The organism is Paraburkholderia sp. EG286A (assembly GCF_040965375.1).
Classification (GTDB): Bacteria; Pseudomonadota; Gammaproteobacteria; order Burkholderiales; family Burkholderiaceae; genus Paraburkholderia.
On the sequence record NZ_JBFRCB010000003.1, the window covers coordinates 496,492 to 513,086 of the forward strand.

The 16,595-nt window shown below is 67.1% G+C and carries 18 protein-coding genes and 1 riboswitch; of the genes, 3 read left to right on the top strand and 15 right to left on the bottom strand.

The annotated features are described in order from the left end of the window. Positions 1-9 precede the first annotated feature (9 nt). The 10 genes from astD to AB4Y35_RS15045 all read right to left on the bottom strand — a co-directional run bounded on the left by astD (position 10) and on the right by AB4Y35_RS15045 (position 9,736). Positions 10-1,473, bottom strand: coding sequence for a succinylglutamate-semialdehyde dehydrogenase (gene astD, locus AB4Y35_RS15000; protein ID WP_368704920.1), 1,464 nt, complete (start codon positions 1,471-1,473; stop codon positions 10-12). Between the two features lie 2 nt (positions 1,474-1,475). Further along, complete coding sequence (astA, locus tag AB4Y35_RS15005; RefSeq protein WP_368704921.1) at positions 1,476-2,510, bottom strand: arginine N-succinyltransferase; 1,035 nt, start codon at positions 2,508-2,510, stop codon at positions 1,476-1,478. Then, the gene (gene aruF, locus AB4Y35_RS15010; protein WP_368686480.1) at positions 2,507-3,586 is read right to left on the bottom strand and encodes an arginine/ornithine succinyltransferase subunit alpha; all 1,080 of its coding nucleotides are present in this window, start codon (positions 3,584-3,586) and stop codon (positions 2,507-2,509) included. The genes astA and aruF overlap by 4 nt, the downstream gene beginning before the upstream one ends. Positions 3,587-3,628: 42 nt before the next feature. Further along, complete coding sequence (locus tag AB4Y35_RS15015; RefSeq protein ID WP_368686481.1) at positions 3,629-4,846, bottom strand: aspartate aminotransferase family protein; 1,218 nt, start codon at positions 4,844-4,846, stop codon at positions 3,629-3,631. A gap of 230 nt (positions 4,847-5,076) precedes the next feature. After that, positions 5,077-6,048: a GlxA family transcriptional regulator gene (locus tag AB4Y35_RS15020; protein ID WP_324154137.1), complete on the bottom strand. Its 972-nt coding sequence runs from the start codon at positions 6,046-6,048 to the stop codon at positions 5,077-5,079. A 156-nt stretch (positions 6,049-6,204) separates the two neighbouring features. Beyond that, a complete protein-coding gene (locus tag AB4Y35_RS15025; RefSeq protein WP_368704922.1) occupies positions 6,205-6,993 on the bottom strand; it encodes an ABC transporter ATP-binding protein in 789 nt (262 codons plus the stop codon). 23 nt (positions 6,994-7,016) lie between these two features. Beyond that, a complete protein-coding gene (locus AB4Y35_RS15030) occupies positions 7,017-7,730 on the bottom strand; it encodes an ABC transporter permease (RefSeq protein WP_158758056.1) in 714 nt (237 codons plus the stop codon). A gap of 13 nt (positions 7,731-7,743) precedes the next feature. Then, a complete protein-coding gene (locus AB4Y35_RS15035; protein WP_028204762.1) occupies positions 7,744-8,433 on the bottom strand; it encodes an ABC transporter permease in 690 nt (229 codons plus the stop codon). 318 nt (positions 8,434-8,751) lie between these two features. Then, positions 8,752-9,504 (bottom strand): CbtA family protein, encoded by a 753-nt coding sequence (locus tag AB4Y35_RS15040; RefSeq protein ID WP_368704923.1) that lies wholly within the window; start codon positions 9,502-9,504, stop codon positions 8,752-8,754. 13 nt (positions 9,505-9,517) lie between these two features. After that, positions 9,518-9,736, bottom strand: a complete 219-nt coding sequence (locus tag AB4Y35_RS15045; RefSeq protein WP_368686485.1) for a CbtB-domain containing protein — start codon at positions 9,734-9,736, stop codon at positions 9,518-9,520. Between the two features lie 39 nt (positions 9,737-9,775). Next, a riboswitch (cobalamin riboswitch) is annotated at positions 9,776-9,921 on the bottom strand. A 44-nt stretch (positions 9,922-9,965) separates the two neighbouring features. On the opposite strand from AB4Y35_RS15045, the gene AB4Y35_RS15050 reads away from it, so the two are divergent. The 3 genes from AB4Y35_RS15050 to AB4Y35_RS15060 all read left to right on the top strand — a co-directional run bounded on the left by AB4Y35_RS15050 (position 9,966) and on the right by AB4Y35_RS15060 (position 11,415). Then, complete coding sequence (locus AB4Y35_RS15050; RefSeq protein WP_368704924.1) at positions 9,966-10,595, top strand: histidine phosphatase family protein; 630 nt, start codon at positions 9,966-9,968, stop codon at positions 10,593-10,595. A gap of 129 nt (positions 10,596-10,724) precedes the next feature. Beyond that, complete coding sequence (locus AB4Y35_RS15055; RefSeq protein WP_368704925.1) at positions 10,725-11,069, top strand: AbrB/MazE/SpoVT family DNA-binding domain-containing protein; 345 nt, start codon at positions 10,725-10,727, stop codon at positions 11,067-11,069. 7 nt (positions 11,070-11,076) lie between these two features. Further along, positions 11,077-11,415: a type II toxin-antitoxin system PemK/MazF family toxin gene (locus AB4Y35_RS15060; RefSeq protein ID WP_368704926.1), complete on the top strand. Its 339-nt coding sequence runs from the start codon at positions 11,077-11,079 to the stop codon at positions 11,413-11,415. A 24-nt stretch (positions 11,416-11,439) separates the two neighbouring features. Here the strand turns inward: AB4Y35_RS15060 and AB4Y35_RS15065 are convergent, their stop codons facing one another. The 5 genes from AB4Y35_RS15065 to hpnJ form a co-directional block, all read right to left on the bottom strand. After that, positions 11,440-12,477, bottom strand: coding sequence for a patatin-like phospholipase family protein (locus AB4Y35_RS15065; RefSeq protein WP_368704927.1), 1,038 nt, complete (start codon positions 12,475-12,477; stop codon positions 11,440-11,442). 43 nt (positions 12,478-12,520) lie between these two features. Then, on the bottom strand, positions 12,521-13,102 hold the full coding sequence (locus AB4Y35_RS15070; protein WP_368704928.1) for a hypothetical protein: 582 nt from the start codon (positions 13,100-13,102) through the stop codon (positions 12,521-12,523). A 78-nt stretch (positions 13,103-13,180) separates the two neighbouring features. Then, on the bottom strand, positions 13,181-14,278 hold the full coding sequence (locus tag AB4Y35_RS15075; protein ID WP_368704929.1) for a lysylphosphatidylglycerol synthase domain-containing protein: 1,098 nt from the start codon (positions 14,276-14,278) through the stop codon (positions 13,181-13,183). Next, entirely contained in the window at positions 14,275-15,174 is a 900-nt protein-coding gene (gene hpnK, locus AB4Y35_RS15080) for a hopanoid biosynthesis-associated protein HpnK (protein WP_368705412.1), read from the bottom strand. The genes AB4Y35_RS15075 and hpnK overlap by 4 nt, the downstream gene beginning before the upstream one ends. Beyond that, the gene (hpnJ, locus tag AB4Y35_RS15085) at positions 15,174-16,595 is read right to left on the bottom strand and encodes a hopanoid biosynthesis associated radical SAM protein HpnJ (RefSeq protein ID WP_368704930.1); all 1,422 of its coding nucleotides are present in this window, start codon (positions 16,593-16,595) and stop codon (positions 15,174-15,176) included. The genes hpnK and hpnJ overlap by 1 nt, the downstream gene beginning before the upstream one ends.

Below are 16,595 nucleotides of genomic sequence, written 5' to 3' on the forward strand. Positions count from 1 at the left end.
CGTCGTTCCTTAGAAGTGAAGACCCGGCGAAACGCTCGCGGGCATCTGCAGTTGCGCGCTTTCCACCGAGGCCATCGGATAGGCGCAGTAGTCGGCGGCGTAGTAGGCGCTCGGCCGGTGGTTGCCCGAGCGGCCGGCGCCGCCGAACGGCGCGCCGCTCGACGCACCGTTGGTCGGCCGGTTCCAGTTCACCACGCCCGCGCGGATCTCGCGCGTGAAGCGCTGCCACAGCGCTTCGTCGTCGGCGAGCAGGCCCGCCGAGAGGCCGTACGCCGTATTGTTGGCCTGCGCGATAGCGTCGTCGAAACCCGCGTAGCGGATCACCTGGGCGAGCGGCCCGAAGTGCTCCTCGTCGGGCAGGTCGGCCACGCCCGTCACGTCGAGAACCGCCGGCGTCACGAAGCCGAGCGCCGGGTCGCGCTGCGTCATCGGCAGCAAGGCGCGTGCGCCGCGCTCGAGCAGTTGCGCCTGCGCACCCATCAGCTTGCCCGCCGCGCGCGCCGAAATCACGGCGCCCATGAAGGGCTGCGGTTCGGCGTCGTACTCACCCACCGTGATGCGCGAACTCACTTCGACGAAGCGCGCGAGGAAGCGCTCGCCGAATGCGTCCGCGGGCACGAGAATGCGGCGCGCGCACGTGCAGCGCTGCCCCGCCGAAAGAAACGCCGACTGGATCGTGTGATGCACGGCGGCATCGATATCCTCGACCGGCGCGACGACGAGCGGATTGTTGCCGCCCATCTCCAGCGCGAGCACGATCTCGGGCCGGCCGCCGAACTGGCGATGCAGCAGCGTGCCCGTGTCCGAGCTGCCCGTGAAGAAGAGCCCGTCGATCTGCTTGTGATTCGCAAGCGCAATGCCTGTGTCGCGCTCGCCCTGCACGAGGTTGAGCACGCCCGCGGGCAAGCCGGCCTCGCGCCAGAGTTCGACCGTGACGCGCGCCACTTCCGGAGCGAGTTCCGACGGCTTGAACACGACCGCGTTGCCCGCGATCAGCGCCGGCACGATATGGCCGTTGGGCAAGTGGCCCGGGAAGTTGTACGGCCCGAACACGGCGACGACGCCATGCGGGCGATGGCGCAGCACCGCCACGCCGTCGGCCATCGGCGCGCGTTTCTCGCCGGTGCGCTCGCCGTAAGCGGTGATCGAAATCGCGACCTTCGCGGCCATCGACGCCGCTTCGGTGCGCGCTTCCCAGAGCGGCTTGCCGGTCTCGCGGCCAATCGCCTGGGCAAGCGTCTCCTTCTTTTCGGTGACGAGCGCGGCGAAGCGCTGCACGATCTCGCAGCGCGCTTCGAGCGGCGTTTGCGCCCACGCGGCGAACGCGCGGCGCGCGGCGTTCACGGCGCGATCGACCTCTTCGGCGCTCGCGGCGTTGCCGCTCCACACGGTCTCGCCCGTGCCGGGGTTGCGCGAAGCGAACGCGGGGCCCGAGGCCACGCACCATTGTCCATCGATGTAAAGCTCGTTCATGGTCATCCTTTTTGTTGCTTCTGGGCCGGCCCGAGCACGCGCACCGGATCGCCCGCGGCGACGTTCAACGCCGCCGCTTCCGTGGCGCCCAGCGTGAACACGCCGTCGTGCACGACGCCCGGCGCGAAACCCACACGAAAATCGCCGAGCGACGTATTGGATACGAGTGAACGCACCCCCTCTTCGGCGTGCGCCTCGCCGATCTCGACCGGCACGACCACACTGTCACGCACCGTGCGCAGGTCGCTGATATGGCATTCGAGCACCGGGCCCGCGTCGAAGATATCGACGTGATTCTCGTAGCGCAGCCCCTCGGCTTCGAGCATGCGGCGCGCGGGAATCGTGTCGGCATGCGTGAGGCCCACGCATGCCTGCGCTTCCTCGGGCAGCAGTTCGACGTACACCGGGTAACGCGGCATCAGCTCCGCGAGGAACGACTTGCGTCCGTGCGAGCTGAGGTAGTCGGCAGCGTTGAAATCGATTTGATAGAAGTGCGAACCGACCGCGCGCCAGAACGGCGACGTGCCTTGCGCGTCGAAATGGCCGCGCAATTCCGCGCACAGGCGCTCGGGGAAGCGCTCGCGAAACTGCGCGATGAACATGAAGCGCGAACGCGACAGCAGGCTGCCCACCCCGCCCGTGCGATAGCGCGGCGAAAGAAACAGCGAGCACACCTCGGCGTAGCCCGTGAGATCGTGCGAGATATTGAGCGCGCGCATGCGCGTCCAGATGCCGAGTTCCTGGCTCGCATGCACCACGGTGCTCACGCGGTAGTTGTAGAACGGTTGCTCCAGGCCCACGGCCGTTTCGATGCCGCAAACGCCGGCCACGTCGCCCGTGGCCGTGTCTTCCATCACGAAGAAGTAGCCGGCTTCGCGCGGCGCGGCCTCGCCCGCGAGCGTACGCCGCGCGCGCTCGATGCGCGCCTTGAGCGCCTCGCGGTCGGGCTTGAAGGTGGTGAGGCCGGGGCCCGTTTCCTGGGCGAGCGCGACGAGCGCGTCCACGTCGCCCGTTTGCACGACGCGTACCACGATCATTGTGCGTCTCCCATATAAGCGTCCTCTGTTTGCGGGGTGGCGCGATACAGCGGCGCACAGCGCACCGGCTCGCCGTCCTGCACGCCGAGCGCGGCGCGCGCGCTCGCGTCGAGCGGCGCGATGATGCCCGCGCCCTTCTCGCTTTCGGGCAGCGTCGCGAGCACGCAGCGGAACTCGCCCGCGTGCTGGCTCGCGACCAGATACGCCGCGCCCTCTCGATTCGTTGCGAGCGCAACTTCACGCACCGTGCGCGTCTCGCTTCCAGCGACGGAAGCCGTGCGATCGACCTGCGCGGTGAGCACCGGACCCGCATCGAAAATATCGACGTAGCGGTCGGGCTCGAAGCCCTCTTCCAGATGAATTTCGTAAGCGAGCAAGGCGCTCGGATCGGGCTCGCCGAGCACGCGCTGCGCGGGCTCCGGCAGCAGCGGCACGTAGAGCGGATAAGCCGGCATCACCTCGGCGATGAAGGTACGGCTGCGTCCGCCCGACGCCAGTTCGATGTCCTTGAAGTCGCGCCCGAAGAATTTGCGCCCGACGGCCTCCCAGAACGGCGACACGCCCTTGTCGTCGGTCACGCCGAGCAGCAGCGTGAACACTTCAGGCGTGAAGCGCCGGCGGTTCATCGCGACGTACATCATGCGTGCGCGCGACATGAGATGCGCGGCCGCGTCGCCGCGCAGCGACGGCTCGATGTAGAAGCCCGCGAGGCGGCTCTTGCCCGTGAGTTCGTGCGACATCGTGAGCGCGTGTATCTTGCGGTTCACGTGCAGCTCGCGCGACGCATGAATGAGCGCGTCGTTGCGAAACGCGTAGAACGGCTCGGCATAGCCGGCCGCCGCCACGATGCTCGAGGTGCCGACGAGCCGCCCCGTGGCGGAGTCTTCGAGCACGAACAAATAGAACTCCTCACCGGGGAAGTCCACGTCCGCGCGGAACGAATCTTCGGAAAGCGCGATGCGCGCTTCCAGCGCCGCGCGGTCGTGCGGCAGCGAATGCAGCACCGGCTGCGCGGTGCGCGCCATGTGGGCGATCGCGTCGAGATCGGAAAGCCTGGCGGGGCGAACGAATAGCATCGTCGGTCCTGTGTGTGCGCTGGGTTGCGGCTGGGTTGCGATTTAGCGTGCGCCGATCACATCTGCGCAGGCCTGCTCGAAGCGCGCAAAGCCTTCGTCGAGGTCTGCTTCGGGAATGATGAGCGAGGGCGCGAAGCGCAGCACGTCCGGCCCGGCAATCAGCATCATCACGCCGCGGTTCGCGGCCGCCCCGTTGAAGTCCTTGGCGCGGCCCGCAAAGCGCGCATTCAGCTCCGCGCCGATCAAGAGCCCCTTGCCGCGCACTTCCTTGAACATGTCGAAACGCTCGTTGAGCTTCGCGAGCTTGCCGCGAATCGCTTCGCCGCGCGCACGCACGCCCGCCAGCAGCGCCGGATCGCTCACGAGCTCGACCACCTTGCCCGCCAGCGCGGCGCCCAGCGGATTGCCGCCATAGGTCGTGCCATGCACGCCCACCTTGAAGTGCGCGGCAATCGCTTCGGTCGTCAGCATCGCACCGATCGGGAAGCCGTTGCCGAGCGCCTTGGCCGTCGTGAGGATGTCGGGCGTGACGCCCGTATCTTCGTAGGCGTAAAAGTGGCCCGTGCGGCCCACGCCCGTTTGCACTTCGTCGAAAATCAGCAGCGCGCCGTGCGCGTCGCACGCTTCGCGCAGCGCGCGCAGGAACGCGGGATCGGCGGGAATCACACCGCCCTCGCCCTGCACCGGCTCGACGATCACGGCGCAGGTCTGCGCGCCGATGGCGCGCTTTGCCGCTTCGATGTCGTTGTACGGCAGATGCGTGATGCCGCCCGGCACGGGGCCGAAGCCTTCCGAATACTTGGGCTGGCCGCCCACGCTCACGGTGAAGAAGGTGCGTCCGTGGAACGACTGCGTGAACGAGACGATCTCGAACTTGTCGGCGCCGTGCCGATCGAACGCCACGCGGCGCGCGAGCTTGAGCGCCGCCTCATTGGCCTCCGCACCCGAGTTCGCGAAGAACGCGCGATCGGCGAACGTGAGCGCTTCGAGCTGGCGCGCGAGGCGCAGCACCGGCTCGTTGGTGTAGCCGTTGCCGATGTGCCAGAGCTTGCTGCCCTGCTCCTGCAGCACGCGCAGCAGCTCCGGATGCGCATGGCCCAACGACGTCACGGCGATGCCGCAGGCGAAGTCGATGTAATCGCGGCCCTCGGTGTCCCACACGCGCGAGCCGACACCGCGATCCGGCACGAACGGCGCGGGCGAGAAACACGGCACCATCACTTCGTCGAAGGTCTTGCGGCTCACAGTCTGGTCGTTCATGGCGATTCCTCTATTTCTCGGTGCGTGTCGAATTCGGGGTCGGTGTGCGTTGGGGCCGTGCCCTTTCGCTCAGGTGGCGTTGCATGGGACGGGACTAAGCGCTCAAGCGCCAAGTCCCGTCGACACTTGAGCAGTGTAGGCAAGCTCGCGGCAAACGTCTTGCGCAGGCGCGACGCGTTTTTTCGTACGGAACCTGCAAGCTCCGGGCGTTTGCTGCACCGCGGCTATGCTCACTGCACTTCCGGCGGCTCGACGAGCGCGCCCGCGCGCGGTTCGGCGGCGGCCCCGCCGTGCTGGCGCTCGATCCAGTTGCGGCGGTCCTCGCGCGGCGTCACGCCGAAGCGCTCGCGGTATGCATTCGAAAAATGCGCCGCCGACGAAAAGCCGCACGCGAGACTGATCTGCACCACCGACTTGCTGGTGCGCTGCAATTGCGAGCGCGCCTTGGCAAGGCGCAGGCCCAGGTAATACTTCGACGGCATCGCGCCGAGGTACTGGCGAAAGAGCCGCTCGAGCTGCCGCCGCGACACGCCCACGAGATTCGCGATCTCGTCGGTCGTGAGCGGGTCTTCGATATTCGCCTCCATCAGCTTGAGCGCATCGTTCAGGCGCGGGTGCCGCTCGCCGGGCGCGGTCACGAATGGAATGCGCTGGCGCTCGTCGCCGCTGCGCAGCGTGCTGGCGCCCAGCGCGTCGGCAATGCGCTCGGCGAGTTCCGGGCCATGGTCGCGGCCGATCATCGCGAGCATGAAGTCGAGCGTGGCCTGGCCGCCCGAGCAGGTCGCGCGATCGCGGTCGATTTCATAGATGTGCTGCGTGACGATGGTGCGCTCGAACTGCTCGGCGAACTGCTGGAAAGTTTCCCAGTTCGCGGCCACTCGGTAGCCCTGCAACTGCCCCGCCATCGCGAGCCACCAGATGCCGTGGTGAATGCCCGTGACGAGCGGCGTGCGCTGCCCCACACGCGCGAGACTCGCGAGAAAGAGCCGGTAGTCGGCGAACTGCTGGTAGCGCTCGGTCACGACGATCAGCCAGTCGGCCGCAACGGCGTCGCCGAAGGCGCAGTCGGCGGGCCACTGCGCGCCGCCCGCGAGCGGCACGGGGCGGCCGTTCCACGAGCACATCTGCCAGCGGTACAGCGCGCGGCCGTCGATCTCGTTGGCGAGATTGAGCGCGTCGACGATCGGGCCCACGCCCGACATCGAAACGGGCGGCAGCGCGACGATCGCCACCTGGGTCGTGCGGCTGGCGCGCGCGAGCGGCGCCTGGCCGCCGGGCGCGGCGGCAGGCAAGGCAGCGGGAGGAAGAACGGTGGAACGGACCATCGGCGAGACGAGGCGCGAGACTGAACGCGCCGCTTACTTGAGACTGCCGGAGAGGAACTGGCGCAGACGTTCGCTCTTCGGCGCGCCGAGCACATCGGCGGGCGAGCCCTCTTCCTCCGTGCGCCCCTGGTGCAGGAACATCACATGATTCGAGACGTTGCGCGCAAAGCCCATTTCGTGCGTGACGACGATCATCGTGCGGCCCTCGTCGGCCAGCTTTTGCATGACCTTGAGCACTTCGCCCACGAGTTCGGGGTCGAGCGCCGAAGTCGGCTCGTCGAACAGCATCACGTCGGGATGCATGGCGAGCGCACGCGCAATCGCCACGCGCTGCTGCTGGCCGCCCGAAAGATGCGAGGGATATTGCTTCTCCACGCGGGGTGCCAGGCCCACTTTCTCCAGATACTGCCGCGCGCGGTCCTCGGCTTCCTTGCGCGGCACGCCGAGCACGTGGATAGGCGCTTCCATCACGTTCTCGAGCACGTTCATGTGCGACCAGAGATTGAAGTGCTGGAACACCATCGCGAGCTTGGTGCGGATGCGCTGCAACTGCTTGTGATCGGCCACATCCAGGTCGCCGTTGCGGCCCGCCTTGGTGCGCACGGCCTCGCCGTCCACGACGATCTCGCCCGCGTTCGGCTTCTCGAGGAAATTGATGCAGCGCAGGAACGTGCTCTTGCCCGAACCGCTCGCGCCGATGATGCTGATCACGTCGCCCTTCTTCGCGTCGAGCGAGACGCCCTTGAGCACCTCGTTGTCGCCGTAGCGCTTGTGGATGTCGCGCGCGACGAGCTTGCTATCTGAGGATTGCGTCTGAGCCAAGATGGTCTCCAGTTTCCGGTGAATCAGCGGGTGCGCACGGCGAGATGGCCGAGCCAGCGTTTTTCGGCGCGGCGGAACGCGGCCACCAGCACGAACGATACCGCACAGTAGATCAGCGCCGCGAGGCCGAACGACTCGAACGAGCGGTAGGTGGCCGAGTTGGCGTCGCGCGCGACCTTGAGGATGTCGGGCACCGTCGCGGTGAAGGCCACCGTGGTCGCGTGCAGCATCAGGATCACTTCGTTACTGTACAGCGGCAGTGCGCGGCGCAGCGCCGAAGGCAGGATCACGCGCCAGTACATCGTGAACGGGCTCATGCCGTAGGCGCGCGCCGCTTCCACTTCGCCGTGCGAGGTCGCGCGGATCGCGCCCGCGAAAATCTCCGTCGTGTACGCACAGGTGTTGAGCGCGAACGCGAGCACCGCGCAGTTCAGGCCGCTGCGGAAGAACGCGTCGAGCAGCGGCTCCGAACGGATGAACGCGAGACTGTACACGCCCGTGTAGATGAGCAGCAACTGCACGTAGAGCGGCGTGCCGCGAAACACGTAGGTGTAGAAACGCACCGGCAGCGAGAGCCAGCGGCGGCTCGAGACGCGCGCCACGGCGAGCGGCACCGCGCACACGAAGCCGAAGGCGACGGAGATCACGAGCAGCCACAGCGTCATCGCGAGGCCCGAGACATGCTCGCCGTCCCAGTAGAGGAACGCGCGGCCGAATTGCTGAATGATTTCGTTCATGACGGCCTTTTCCTCACAGTTGCGCGTGACGCACGCCCACCGAATAGCGGCGTTCGAGCCAGACGAGCGCGAAGTTCGAGAGCGTGGTGATCGCGAGATAGATGAGCGCCGCGATCACAAGGAAGAAGAACAGGTTGAAGGTGCTGCGGCCCGCGTCCTGGGCGGCCTTCACGACATCGGCGAGACCGATGATCGAGACGAGCGCCGTCGCCTTGACGAGCACCTGCCAGTTGTTGCCGATGCCGGGCAGCGCGAAACGCATCATCTGCGGAAAGAGGATGCGGGCGAACACGCGCGCGCCGCTCATGCCGTAGGCGTGGCCCGCTTCGAGCTGGCCGCGCGGCACCGCGAGAAACGCGCCGCGGAAGGTTTCGGTGAAGTACGCGCCATAAATGAAGCCGAGCGTGACGACGCCGGCCACGAACGGATCGATATCGATCTGCGCCATGCCGAGCGCGTCGGTGGCCTCGTTCACGCCGATCTGGATGCTGTAGAAGAGCAGCAGCATCAGCACGAGGTCGGGCACCGAGCGGATCAGCGTCGTGTAGGCGGTCGCCACGGCCGCGAGCGGCCGGTTGAACGAGAGCTTGGCCGCCGCGCCCGCCAGGCCGAGCAGGACAGCCACGCCGAGCGAGAGGAGCGAAAGTTCGATGGTCTGGATCGTGCCGGCGAGCAGCACCGGGCCAAAGCCGTAAAGGATCACGCGCGTCTCCGGAACAAAGTTGTTTTGTCGTTTCGGGCGGCCTCGCGCGGCACGTGGGCGCCGCTGAAACCGATGAACTGGCGCGGATCGTCTCAGTGCAAAATGGATTGCTCAAACTAGCGCGGCGCGGATATTGCAGTGCAGCATTACCGTGTGGCGCATCGACGCGTGCGGACCGGGCCCGCACAGCCGCGGGTGCGATGCTTTTGAAAGGCGAAAAAAAAATGCCCCGGCACGCGAGGCGCGCGGGGCATTTACGCAAGTTTGGGGTCGCTTTTTCGATAGGCGCGCGGCGTGCGCGCCGCGACCCGGCGGAGCTTACGCGGCGCGCGTTTGCGTGCCGCGTGCGCTGCCCGCACGGGCGTTCGCGCCGAGCAGCTTTTCGGCGAGCGCGCCGAACAGCAGGCCGATCGTGGTCCAGAGAATGAGCTGCATGCCGATCGACACCGTGCGGAACTTCCACAGCAGCACGGCCGGGAACGCGGCGGGCACCTCGTTGATCGTCGGCAGCGCGAGCTGGACCGCGCCGATCACGACGACGAACAGCACGAGCGCCACGATCGAAGCGTTCCAGACGCCCAGACGCGGCACGAACGCGGCGCGCACCTTGAGCGAGAACACCGACACGGCGATCGAGATCGCGATCATCAGGAAGAAGAGCCCGGTGCGATAGCCGATCGTCTCCGGGTCGCCGACCGAGGGCGGATTCGCCGGATACTTGATGTTCGGCACCATGTAGATCGCGACGAACGCCGCGAGCGCGAGGCAGGCCGAGAGCGCGCGCGGCGAAAGACGCCCCACGCGGCCATTCGCATACGCGAAGACGAGCGCAAAGAGCCCGCCGATCGACGCGCCATAGACCATCACGCCCGTGAAGAGACCGAAGCTCGCCTGAGTCTCGCGGCTGACGATTTCGGGCTCGGGCGCTTCGCCCTTCGCGGCGTCCGCTTTCTCCTCGAAGGAGATCGCCTGATCGACCTGGGGCTCGCCCGCGATCTTCGCGAAGCCGAACGTGAGGAGTCCCGCGGCGATGCCTGCGAGCATGCCGCGTACCAGCAACTTGCCAACCATGTTCAGCTCCCGGTCAGTGGCAGGGGAAGCCGAGCAGATGGCGGCCGTCGTGAACGAACTCGTGGACGTACATGCCCGGGAAGATCGCGGTGGCGCCCTGCTCGGCGCCCACGAAGTACAGGGCCAGCAGCAGCATGAGGCCGCCGAAGATCGCCCAGGGCAGGATCTCCCGCAGCGGAATGGGCGCCGGCGCGGCCGGTGCGTGCTGCAAGGGGAAAGTGGTTTCGGACATGCTGACTTCTCCTGGGGTTACGCGCCCCGCTAGTCGTTGAAAGAGTGGTTCACGACGCGCAGGTCTGACTTCCGTTGCTTCGATGTTTTCGACGGCAACCAGTTACAGTGGCGCGACCGCGCCGGACTTGCACCGGCTTCCGCGTGTCGTGGAGCCTGTATTCTACGCGCTGCGGCGGCTGGCCGCGGCTCGAATGTCAGCCACAGAGTGGCGAAGCAAAAGGAGAAGCATGTCGACGACAGTCTGGCTGGTGTGCCATGCGGCGAATGCCGTGTTGCGCTCGGGCACATTCCCGAAAGTGCCTGAAGTGCCTGTACCGGGCGATGACGCCGAGGAAGCGCTCGACGCGCGCGCAGTCGAGGCGCTTGCCGCATGGCGCGAGCGCTGGCATGCGCGGCTGCCCGGCGGCAATCGCAATGGCGAGGCGCCGCGCGCACTCACGAGTCCCGCGGCGATCGCCCGCGCGAGCGCACGCGCGGCGGGCTTCGCGGGGGCGACAACTGGTGACGCGCTCACGGAAACCGCCTTCGGCGCGTGGCAAGGCCGGCGCCTGACGGATCTCGCGCGTGAAGCGCCCGAAGCCCTTGCGGCCTGGACGCGCGATCCGGGCTTCAGGCCCCCGGGCGGCGGCGAATCGTTCGACGATGTCCGCGCGCGCGTCGGTTCCTGGCTAGATACGGTGCCCGAGTCGGGCCACAACCTGATCGCCTTCACGCACGCGAGCGTGATCCGGGCGGCGATCCTTCACGCGCTGGGCGCGCCGTCATCGAGCTTTCGCTCGATCGAAATCGCGCCGCTCTCCGTGACGGCGCTACGCCGCACGCAGCACGGCTGGGTATGGGTCGCGGCGATGGACTGATGACAGGGACGGCATTCCTTGATCTACGTACATGCGCCGCGAAACTACGCGTATCAACGCGTTGACACATGCATATGTGAAGCCTAGCATCGAGAATGTATCAACCACGTAGATACATCGCGATCCGGTATGGACATCAAGCTCAATACGTCATTGGCCAGACGGCTAATTCAGTGCGAGGACGAAATGGCGATACAAACCCTGAAGCGCTGGGGAAACAGCCTTGCGGTGCGCATTCCGGCCAGCCTTGCCAGCAAGCTGGCGTTGGCGGAGGGGCAGGAAGTCGAGGTGGAAGTCGAAGATGGCTCGCTCACGGTTCGCCCGCACACGGCGATCCGACGCTTCTCGCGCGAGCGCTATTTGCAGCAGTTGCGCGAGAGGAAGCTCGAGCCGCACCCGCTCGTCGACTTCGGCCAGCCGCAAGGGACCGAAATCGGCGGACCCGATGACCCCACGCGTTTCGACCCATGGTAAGGAACGCATGAAGAACGGAACACCAGACGCAGGCGACATCCTCTGGCTCAACATCGGGCCGGGTGCAGGCAGCGAGCAGGACGGCTATCGCCCTGCCCTCGTCCTCACCGACGCCGAGTTCAACGAACTCACGGGCCGCTTCGTCGGGCTGCCCATCACCAGCATCATTCACGGGTGGGAGTCGGAAATCCCCATCAGCGGCCTTGCCAGACCCTGCGTCGCGATGGCCGACCAGATCACCACGCTTTCGCTGGCTGGCAGAGTCTGGCGGCACAAAGGAGAAATGGCGACAGCCGAAGAACTGGAGGCGGCGAAATTCGCCGTCGCCGGCATTCTGGATCTGTAGCTAAGAGCGCGCACTAGACATGCCCTAGTCCAGCCCAAGCTGCGCCTTGATGGCAGGCATCATGTACTGCACGGCTGCGCGCCCTTCCTCGATGGCGGGCGCGGCGCGATGAAAGTCGAAGATCCCCATGCCGCCCAGGCGCGGCTGGATCAGCACGTCGGCGGGCTCGCCTGCAAGGCGGCTGCGCGTAATGCGCACCTGCATGATGTCGATGCTCTGCGCCACCGAGCTCAACACGGAAGGCACGCGCGTGCTGGGCGGCGGCGCCACGCGTACGTCCGGGCCGCCAGCCGCGCCGGGGCCTGCAGGCTGCAGCCAGCGCGGAAAGCGCTTGCCGTTGCGGCGCAGGAGCGGTTCGGGCGCCGCTTCGCTGTTTTCAGCACCATTGGCGCCACCGCTGGCCGCCCCGGCAGCCGATGCCGCCGTCGCCGCGTCGCTCGTCTCCACGGGCAGTTCGCGCGGCATCGTGTCGATCGCGCCGCCCAGGTCGCGGCCGTTGAGAATGTCGTGATTGAGGTCGATGGCGATCACGGTGTCCGCGCGCATCGCGCGCGCGGCGGACACCGGCACCGGGTTGCTCAGTCCGCCGTCCACGAGCCACACGCCGTCATGCCAGATCGGCGTGAAGATGCCGGGAATCGCGATCGACGCGCGCACGGCATCCACCACGCCGCCTTCGCGCAGCCAGACTTCGCGCCCCGTGTCGAGTTCGGTGGCGACCGCCGTGAACGGCAGCTTCAGGTCATCGATCGAGCGGCCGTTGAACTGGTGCGCAAACAGGTCGATCACCTTGCGCCCGCCGAGCAGGCCGCCCGAAAAACGCAAGTCGAGCAGGCGCACCACGGTCTGCCAGGTGAGCTTGCCCACCCAGTCCTCGAGCCAGTCGAGATCGCCGTTCGCGTACACGGCGCCGACCAGCGCGCCAATCGACGTGCCGCACACCACGTCGGGCTTGATGCCCGCTTCCTCGAGCGCGCGAATCGCGCCGATATGCGCCCAGCCGCGCGCCGCTCCACCGCCGAGCACGAGTCCCACACGCTTGGGCCGTCGCCGGTTCATCATGCGCGCCTCCTTGCGTGGCCCTGGGTCGACTGGCTCGACCGAGTCAGCGACCGCGGATCACGTCCGAGCGCGAGGTCGTCGTGACCCGCCCGTCCGGTCCGAAATGCACATTGAAATACGCTTCGGGCGTCACGCCCCCTTCCAGCCACTTCCAGCTCCACACCGTCTCCTTCTTCAAGCGGTAGCCGGCCACTTGCCCAGGCTTACCGAGCAATTGCCGGACCTCGTCCTCACTCATGCCGACGCGAATCTTCGCGAAGTTTTCCGCCGTGAGCGCCTGAGTGATGGCCACGAGCCGCCCGTTCGGACCGATGTCGACCATCCAGGTCTTCAGGCCCTGCGGGCCGCGCGGATATTCGAGGCGGCGCGAGCCGTCGTCGAACACGCGCTCGGTCTCGGGCTTGCCCATTTGCCCGCGCACCTGCTCGAGCGTGGAAACGCCGGGCGTGAGGCCCTTGAGCAGCAGCGCGTCGGGCTTCACGGAATCGAAGAACGCCTTGAATCCCTGCCGGATGGTGTCGAGCATGGCATCGAACTGGCGATCGTCGCAGCCGGAAAGCGTGAACGCCGCCGTGGCGGCGCACGCGAGCGCGAGCGAACGCGTGAGTGAAAACGTGGGCTTCATGTCCTTGCTAACGCATCAACATGGGCTTGCGTCTACGCGCGCCGATCCGGCGCGCCACGACATGCCCACAATGTACCGTCAATGGACCTGATCGTGCTGCGAGTCCCGCTTCGGACGGAGCGCGCGTGCGGACACGCTCGCCGCGGCGGGCAGCGCATCGGCAGACTGTGTGGCGGACTGCGCGGCGGCCTGCGCGCCGTGGCGCATGGCGCGACGCGTGCGAACGATTTCCGCGGCCTGCCACGAGAGCAGCGCGAGCACGCCGAACACCACTTCGCGCATGCGCTTGACGAGCGCGAGCGAGAACGCCACGTCCTGGCTCACGCCAAAAAGCTGCGCGAGCAGCACCACGGCGACTTCCTGCACGCCGAGGCCCGCGGGCACCATGAAGGCGGCATGGCGCACAGCCTGGGTGATGGCCTCGATGGCGAGCGCGTCGCCCACCGTCACCGGATGGCCGAGCAGCGCGAGCGCCCACCACGTCTCGAACGCGCCGAGCATGTAGCCGGCGAGCTGCCAGAAGAAAGCGCGAAACATGAGGCCCGTGCGCGACATCAGCGCGTCGAGATCGGCGTCCAGCTGCTTGCCGTCGATGCCGAGCATGAGCGGATTGTCGGCGCCGAGCAGCTTCGCGGCCCAGCGTTCGATCGCATGGAAAACGCCGCCGCGCCGCACCAGAAACACCGCGAGCACCGGCAGCGGCGCCGAGAGCACGAGCGCCAGTGCGAGCGTGACGATCGTGCGCAGCGAACCGCCATCGCCGGTCGCCGCGACGATCAGCACGACGCCGAGCGCCGAGAACGCGTATTGCACGGCGATCGTCACGAACACCTCGACGATCACCGAAGCCGTGACCTCGCTCGCATTGCGCACCTTCCAGCGTGCGAGGCGAATGCCAACGAGTTCGCCGCCCACGCCGACCACGGGCAGCAGCCGGTTCACGGCCTCGCGCACGGTCGCGGTCCACCAGAGGAAGCTCAGCGGTGCGCGCTTGTCGAGCAGGAGGCGCCACGCATGAGCGTCGAGCAGGAGCGGCAGCGCGTGGAACGGCACGAGCCAGAGCAGCATGGGGCCTGCCGTGCCGATCACGCGCAGCACGTCGTGCGCGCCATGGACCACGAGACCGATCAGGATGGTGATCCCGACCGGCAGGCCCAACCATTGCAGCCACTTCATGACACCTGCACCTCGGGGCCGCGCGACGCGGCGGGATCGGAGCCCGAAGCCGCGCCGAAGAAGACGTCGGTAAAGCCGCCGCGGCGCACGCCCGCCTGCGCGAGCGCTGCGGCCACGCGCGGCGAGATCAGCGCGCCGAATTCGTCGGCGTGGCGATACGTCTGCATCGACGGCGTGATGGGTCCTTCGTGCGCTTCATCGGCGAGCGCCGGATGGCAGTAGATCTCGCCCACGCCCTGCGCGGGCAGATGCGCGAGCGCGTCGAGCACGGCGGCCTCGTCCATTGCGCCGGTCTTCGCGATGCCGACCACGTAGTCGTTGTGCGCAACCCCCGCACGCGCGAGCCGCGCGCGCACGAGCGCGAGCCAGGGCTTGAGCGCGAACGGCGCGCCTGCCTCGAGCGGCAGACGCATCGCGCGCAGACCGTAGTCGCGGCCGATCTCGAGGATCAGCGCGAGCACCGTAGGATGCAGATGAAAATGCTTGTGCGTGTTCACGTGATCGAGCGCGAGCCCGGTCGCCGCGAACGCTTCGAACTGCGCGCGGATCTCCTTCGCGAGCTGCCTGCGCACGTGCGGCAGGAAGAAGAAACGCACGCCGTCGCGGACCATGTTGTCGCCGAAACGCCCTTGCGCATCGACGAGCGCGGGAATCTGCGCGCGCGGCAGCATGGCCGCGCCGTCCGCCAGCACCAGATGCAGCCCCACGCGCAAACCCGGCGTGCGGCGCGCCCGCGCCACGGCGTCCGCCGCGGCGGGCGCGGCCACCATCAGGCTCGCGCAGTCGAGCACGCCCTCGCGATGCGCACGCTCCACCGCCGCATTGACCCGCTCGTGCAGGCCAAAGTCGTCGGCGGTGAAGATGAGCGCGCGCGCATCGGGGGACGAGCGGTCCATCATGCCTCGTGTGCGCGCAGGAAGCGGAAGAACTCCACGCCTTCGCGCAGACGCCGCTTCATCATGTCCCAGCTCGTGAGCATCTCGCGCACGATCTCCCAGATCTTCGACGGCCGGAAATAGAACTGGCGATAGAACTGTTCCAGGTGGTGATAGATCTCGTCGCGCGACAGGTGCGCATAGCCGATCGCGGCCAGTTGCACGCCCTCTTTCGAAACGAGGTTGATGGTCTTGTTCTCTTCCATCCAGCCGTTTTCCACGGCCTGCTTGTAGAGCGTCGTGCCCGGATAGGGCGCAGCCAGCGACACCTGAATCGTATGCGGATTGATTTCCTTCGCGTACTCGATCGTCTTCCTGATCGTGTCCTGCGTCTCGCCCGGCAGCCCCAGAATGAAGGTGCCGTGCACCTTGATGCCGAGCGTCTTGCAGTCGGCGCTGAAGCGGCGCGCGAAGTCCGTACGCACGCCCTTCTTGATGTTCACGAGAATCTGGTCGTCGCCCGATTCGAAGCCCACGAGCAAGAGGCGCAGGCCGTTTTCCTTCATGACCTTGAGCGTCTTGTACGGCACGTTCGCCTTCGCGTTGCACGACCACGTCATGCCGAGCTTGCCGAGACCCATGGCGATCGCTTCGGCGCGCGGCAAGTCGTCGGTGAAGGTGTCGTCGTCGAACATGAGCTCCTTGACTTCCGGCATGTTCTCGCGGATCCACTTCGCTTCCTCGAGCACGTTCTCGACCGAACGCGTGCGGTAGACGTGGCCGCTCACGGTCTGCGGCCACAGGCAGAACGTGCAGCGCGACTTGCAGCCCCGGCCCGTGTAGATCGACACGTACGGATAGTTCAGGTAGCCGATGAAGTAATTCTCGATCTTCAGGTCACGCTTGTAGATCGGCGCGACGAACGGCAGCGAGTCCATGTCTTCCAGCACCGGGCGGCCCGGGTTGTGCTCGATCGAGCCGTCCTTCGCGCGCCACGAAATGCCCTTGACCTCGGCGAGCGGCATGCCTTCGGCGACTTCCTTGCAGGTGAAGTCGAATTCCTCGCGGCAGACGAAATCGATCGCCTCGCTTGCCGTGAGCGAATTATGCGGATCGACCTGCACCTTCGCGCCCACCAGACCGATGACGATCGACGGCTTGCGCTTCTTGAGGTCTTCGCAGAAGAGCGCGTCGGTCGGGAACGACGGCGTGCTCGTGTGGATGATGACGAGGTCGTACGCGGCTGCAATCTTCAGCGTCTCTTCGACACCCAGGCCGTCGGCCGGCGCGTCGAGCACGCGGCTGTCGGGCACGAGGGCCGCGGGCTGCGCAAGCCAGGTGGGATACCAGAACGAGCGGATCTCGCGCTTTGCCTGGTAGCGCGAGCCCGCGCCACCGTCGAAGCCGTCATACGACGGGGCCTGCAGAAACAGCGTTTTCAT

Coding starts and splice junctions, on each gene's coding strand:
- AB4Y35_RS15050 (WP_368704924.1), top strand. CDS start 9,966: ATGTCGACGACAGTCTGGCTGGTGTGCCATGCGGCGAATGCCGTGTTG.
- AB4Y35_RS15055 (WP_368704925.1), top strand. CDS start 10,725: ATGGACATCAAGCTCAATACGTCATTGGCCAGACGGCTAATTCAGTGC.
- astD (WP_368704920.1), bottom strand. CDS start 1,473: ATGAACGAGCTTTACATCGATGGACAATGGTGCGTGGCCTCGGGCCCC.
- hpnJ (WP_368704930.1), bottom strand. CDS start 16,595: ATGAAAACGCTGTTTCTGCAGGCCCCGTCGTATGACGGCTTCGACGGT.
- AB4Y35_RS15040 (WP_368704923.1), bottom strand. CDS start 9,504: ATGGTTGGCAAGTTGCTGGTACGCGGCATGCTCGCAGGCATCGCCGCG.
- AB4Y35_RS15015 (WP_368686481.1), bottom strand. CDS start 4,846: ATGAACGACCAGACTGTGAGCCGCAAGACCTTCGACGAAGTGATGGTG.
- hpnK (WP_368705412.1), bottom strand. CDS start 15,174: ATGGACCGCTCGTCCCCCGATGCGCGCGCGCTCATCTTCACCGCCGAC.
- AB4Y35_RS15045 (WP_368686485.1), bottom strand. CDS start 9,736: ATGTCCGAAACCACTTTCCCCTTGCAGCACGCACCGGCCGCGCCGGCG.
- AB4Y35_RS15020 (WP_324154137.1), bottom strand. CDS start 6,048: ATGTCGGGCGTGGGCCCGATCGTCGACGCGCTCAATCTCGCCAACGAG.
- AB4Y35_RS15060 (WP_368704926.1), top strand. CDS start 11,077: ATGAAGAACGGAACACCAGACGCAGGCGACATCCTCTGGCTCAACATC.
- AB4Y35_RS15075 (WP_368704929.1), bottom strand. CDS start 14,278: ATGAAGTGGCTGCAATGGTTGGGCCTGCCGGTCGGGATCACCATCCTG.
- AB4Y35_RS15065 (WP_368704927.1), bottom strand. CDS start 12,477: ATGATGAACCGGCGACGGCCCAAGCGTGTGGGACTCGTGCTCGGCGGT.
- aruF (WP_368686480.1), bottom strand. CDS start 3,586: ATGCTATTCGTTCGCCCCGCCAGGCTTTCCGATCTCGACGCGATCGCC.
- astA (WP_368704921.1), bottom strand. CDS start 2,510: ATGATCGTGGTACGCGTCGTGCAAACGGGCGACGTGGACGCGCTCGTC.
- AB4Y35_RS15070 (WP_368704928.1), bottom strand. CDS start 13,102: ATGAAGCCCACGTTTTCACTCACGCGTTCGCTCGCGCTCGCGTGCGCC.
- AB4Y35_RS15030 (WP_158758056.1), bottom strand. CDS start 7,730: ATGAACGAAATCATTCAGCAATTCGGCCGCGCGTTCCTCTACTGGGAC.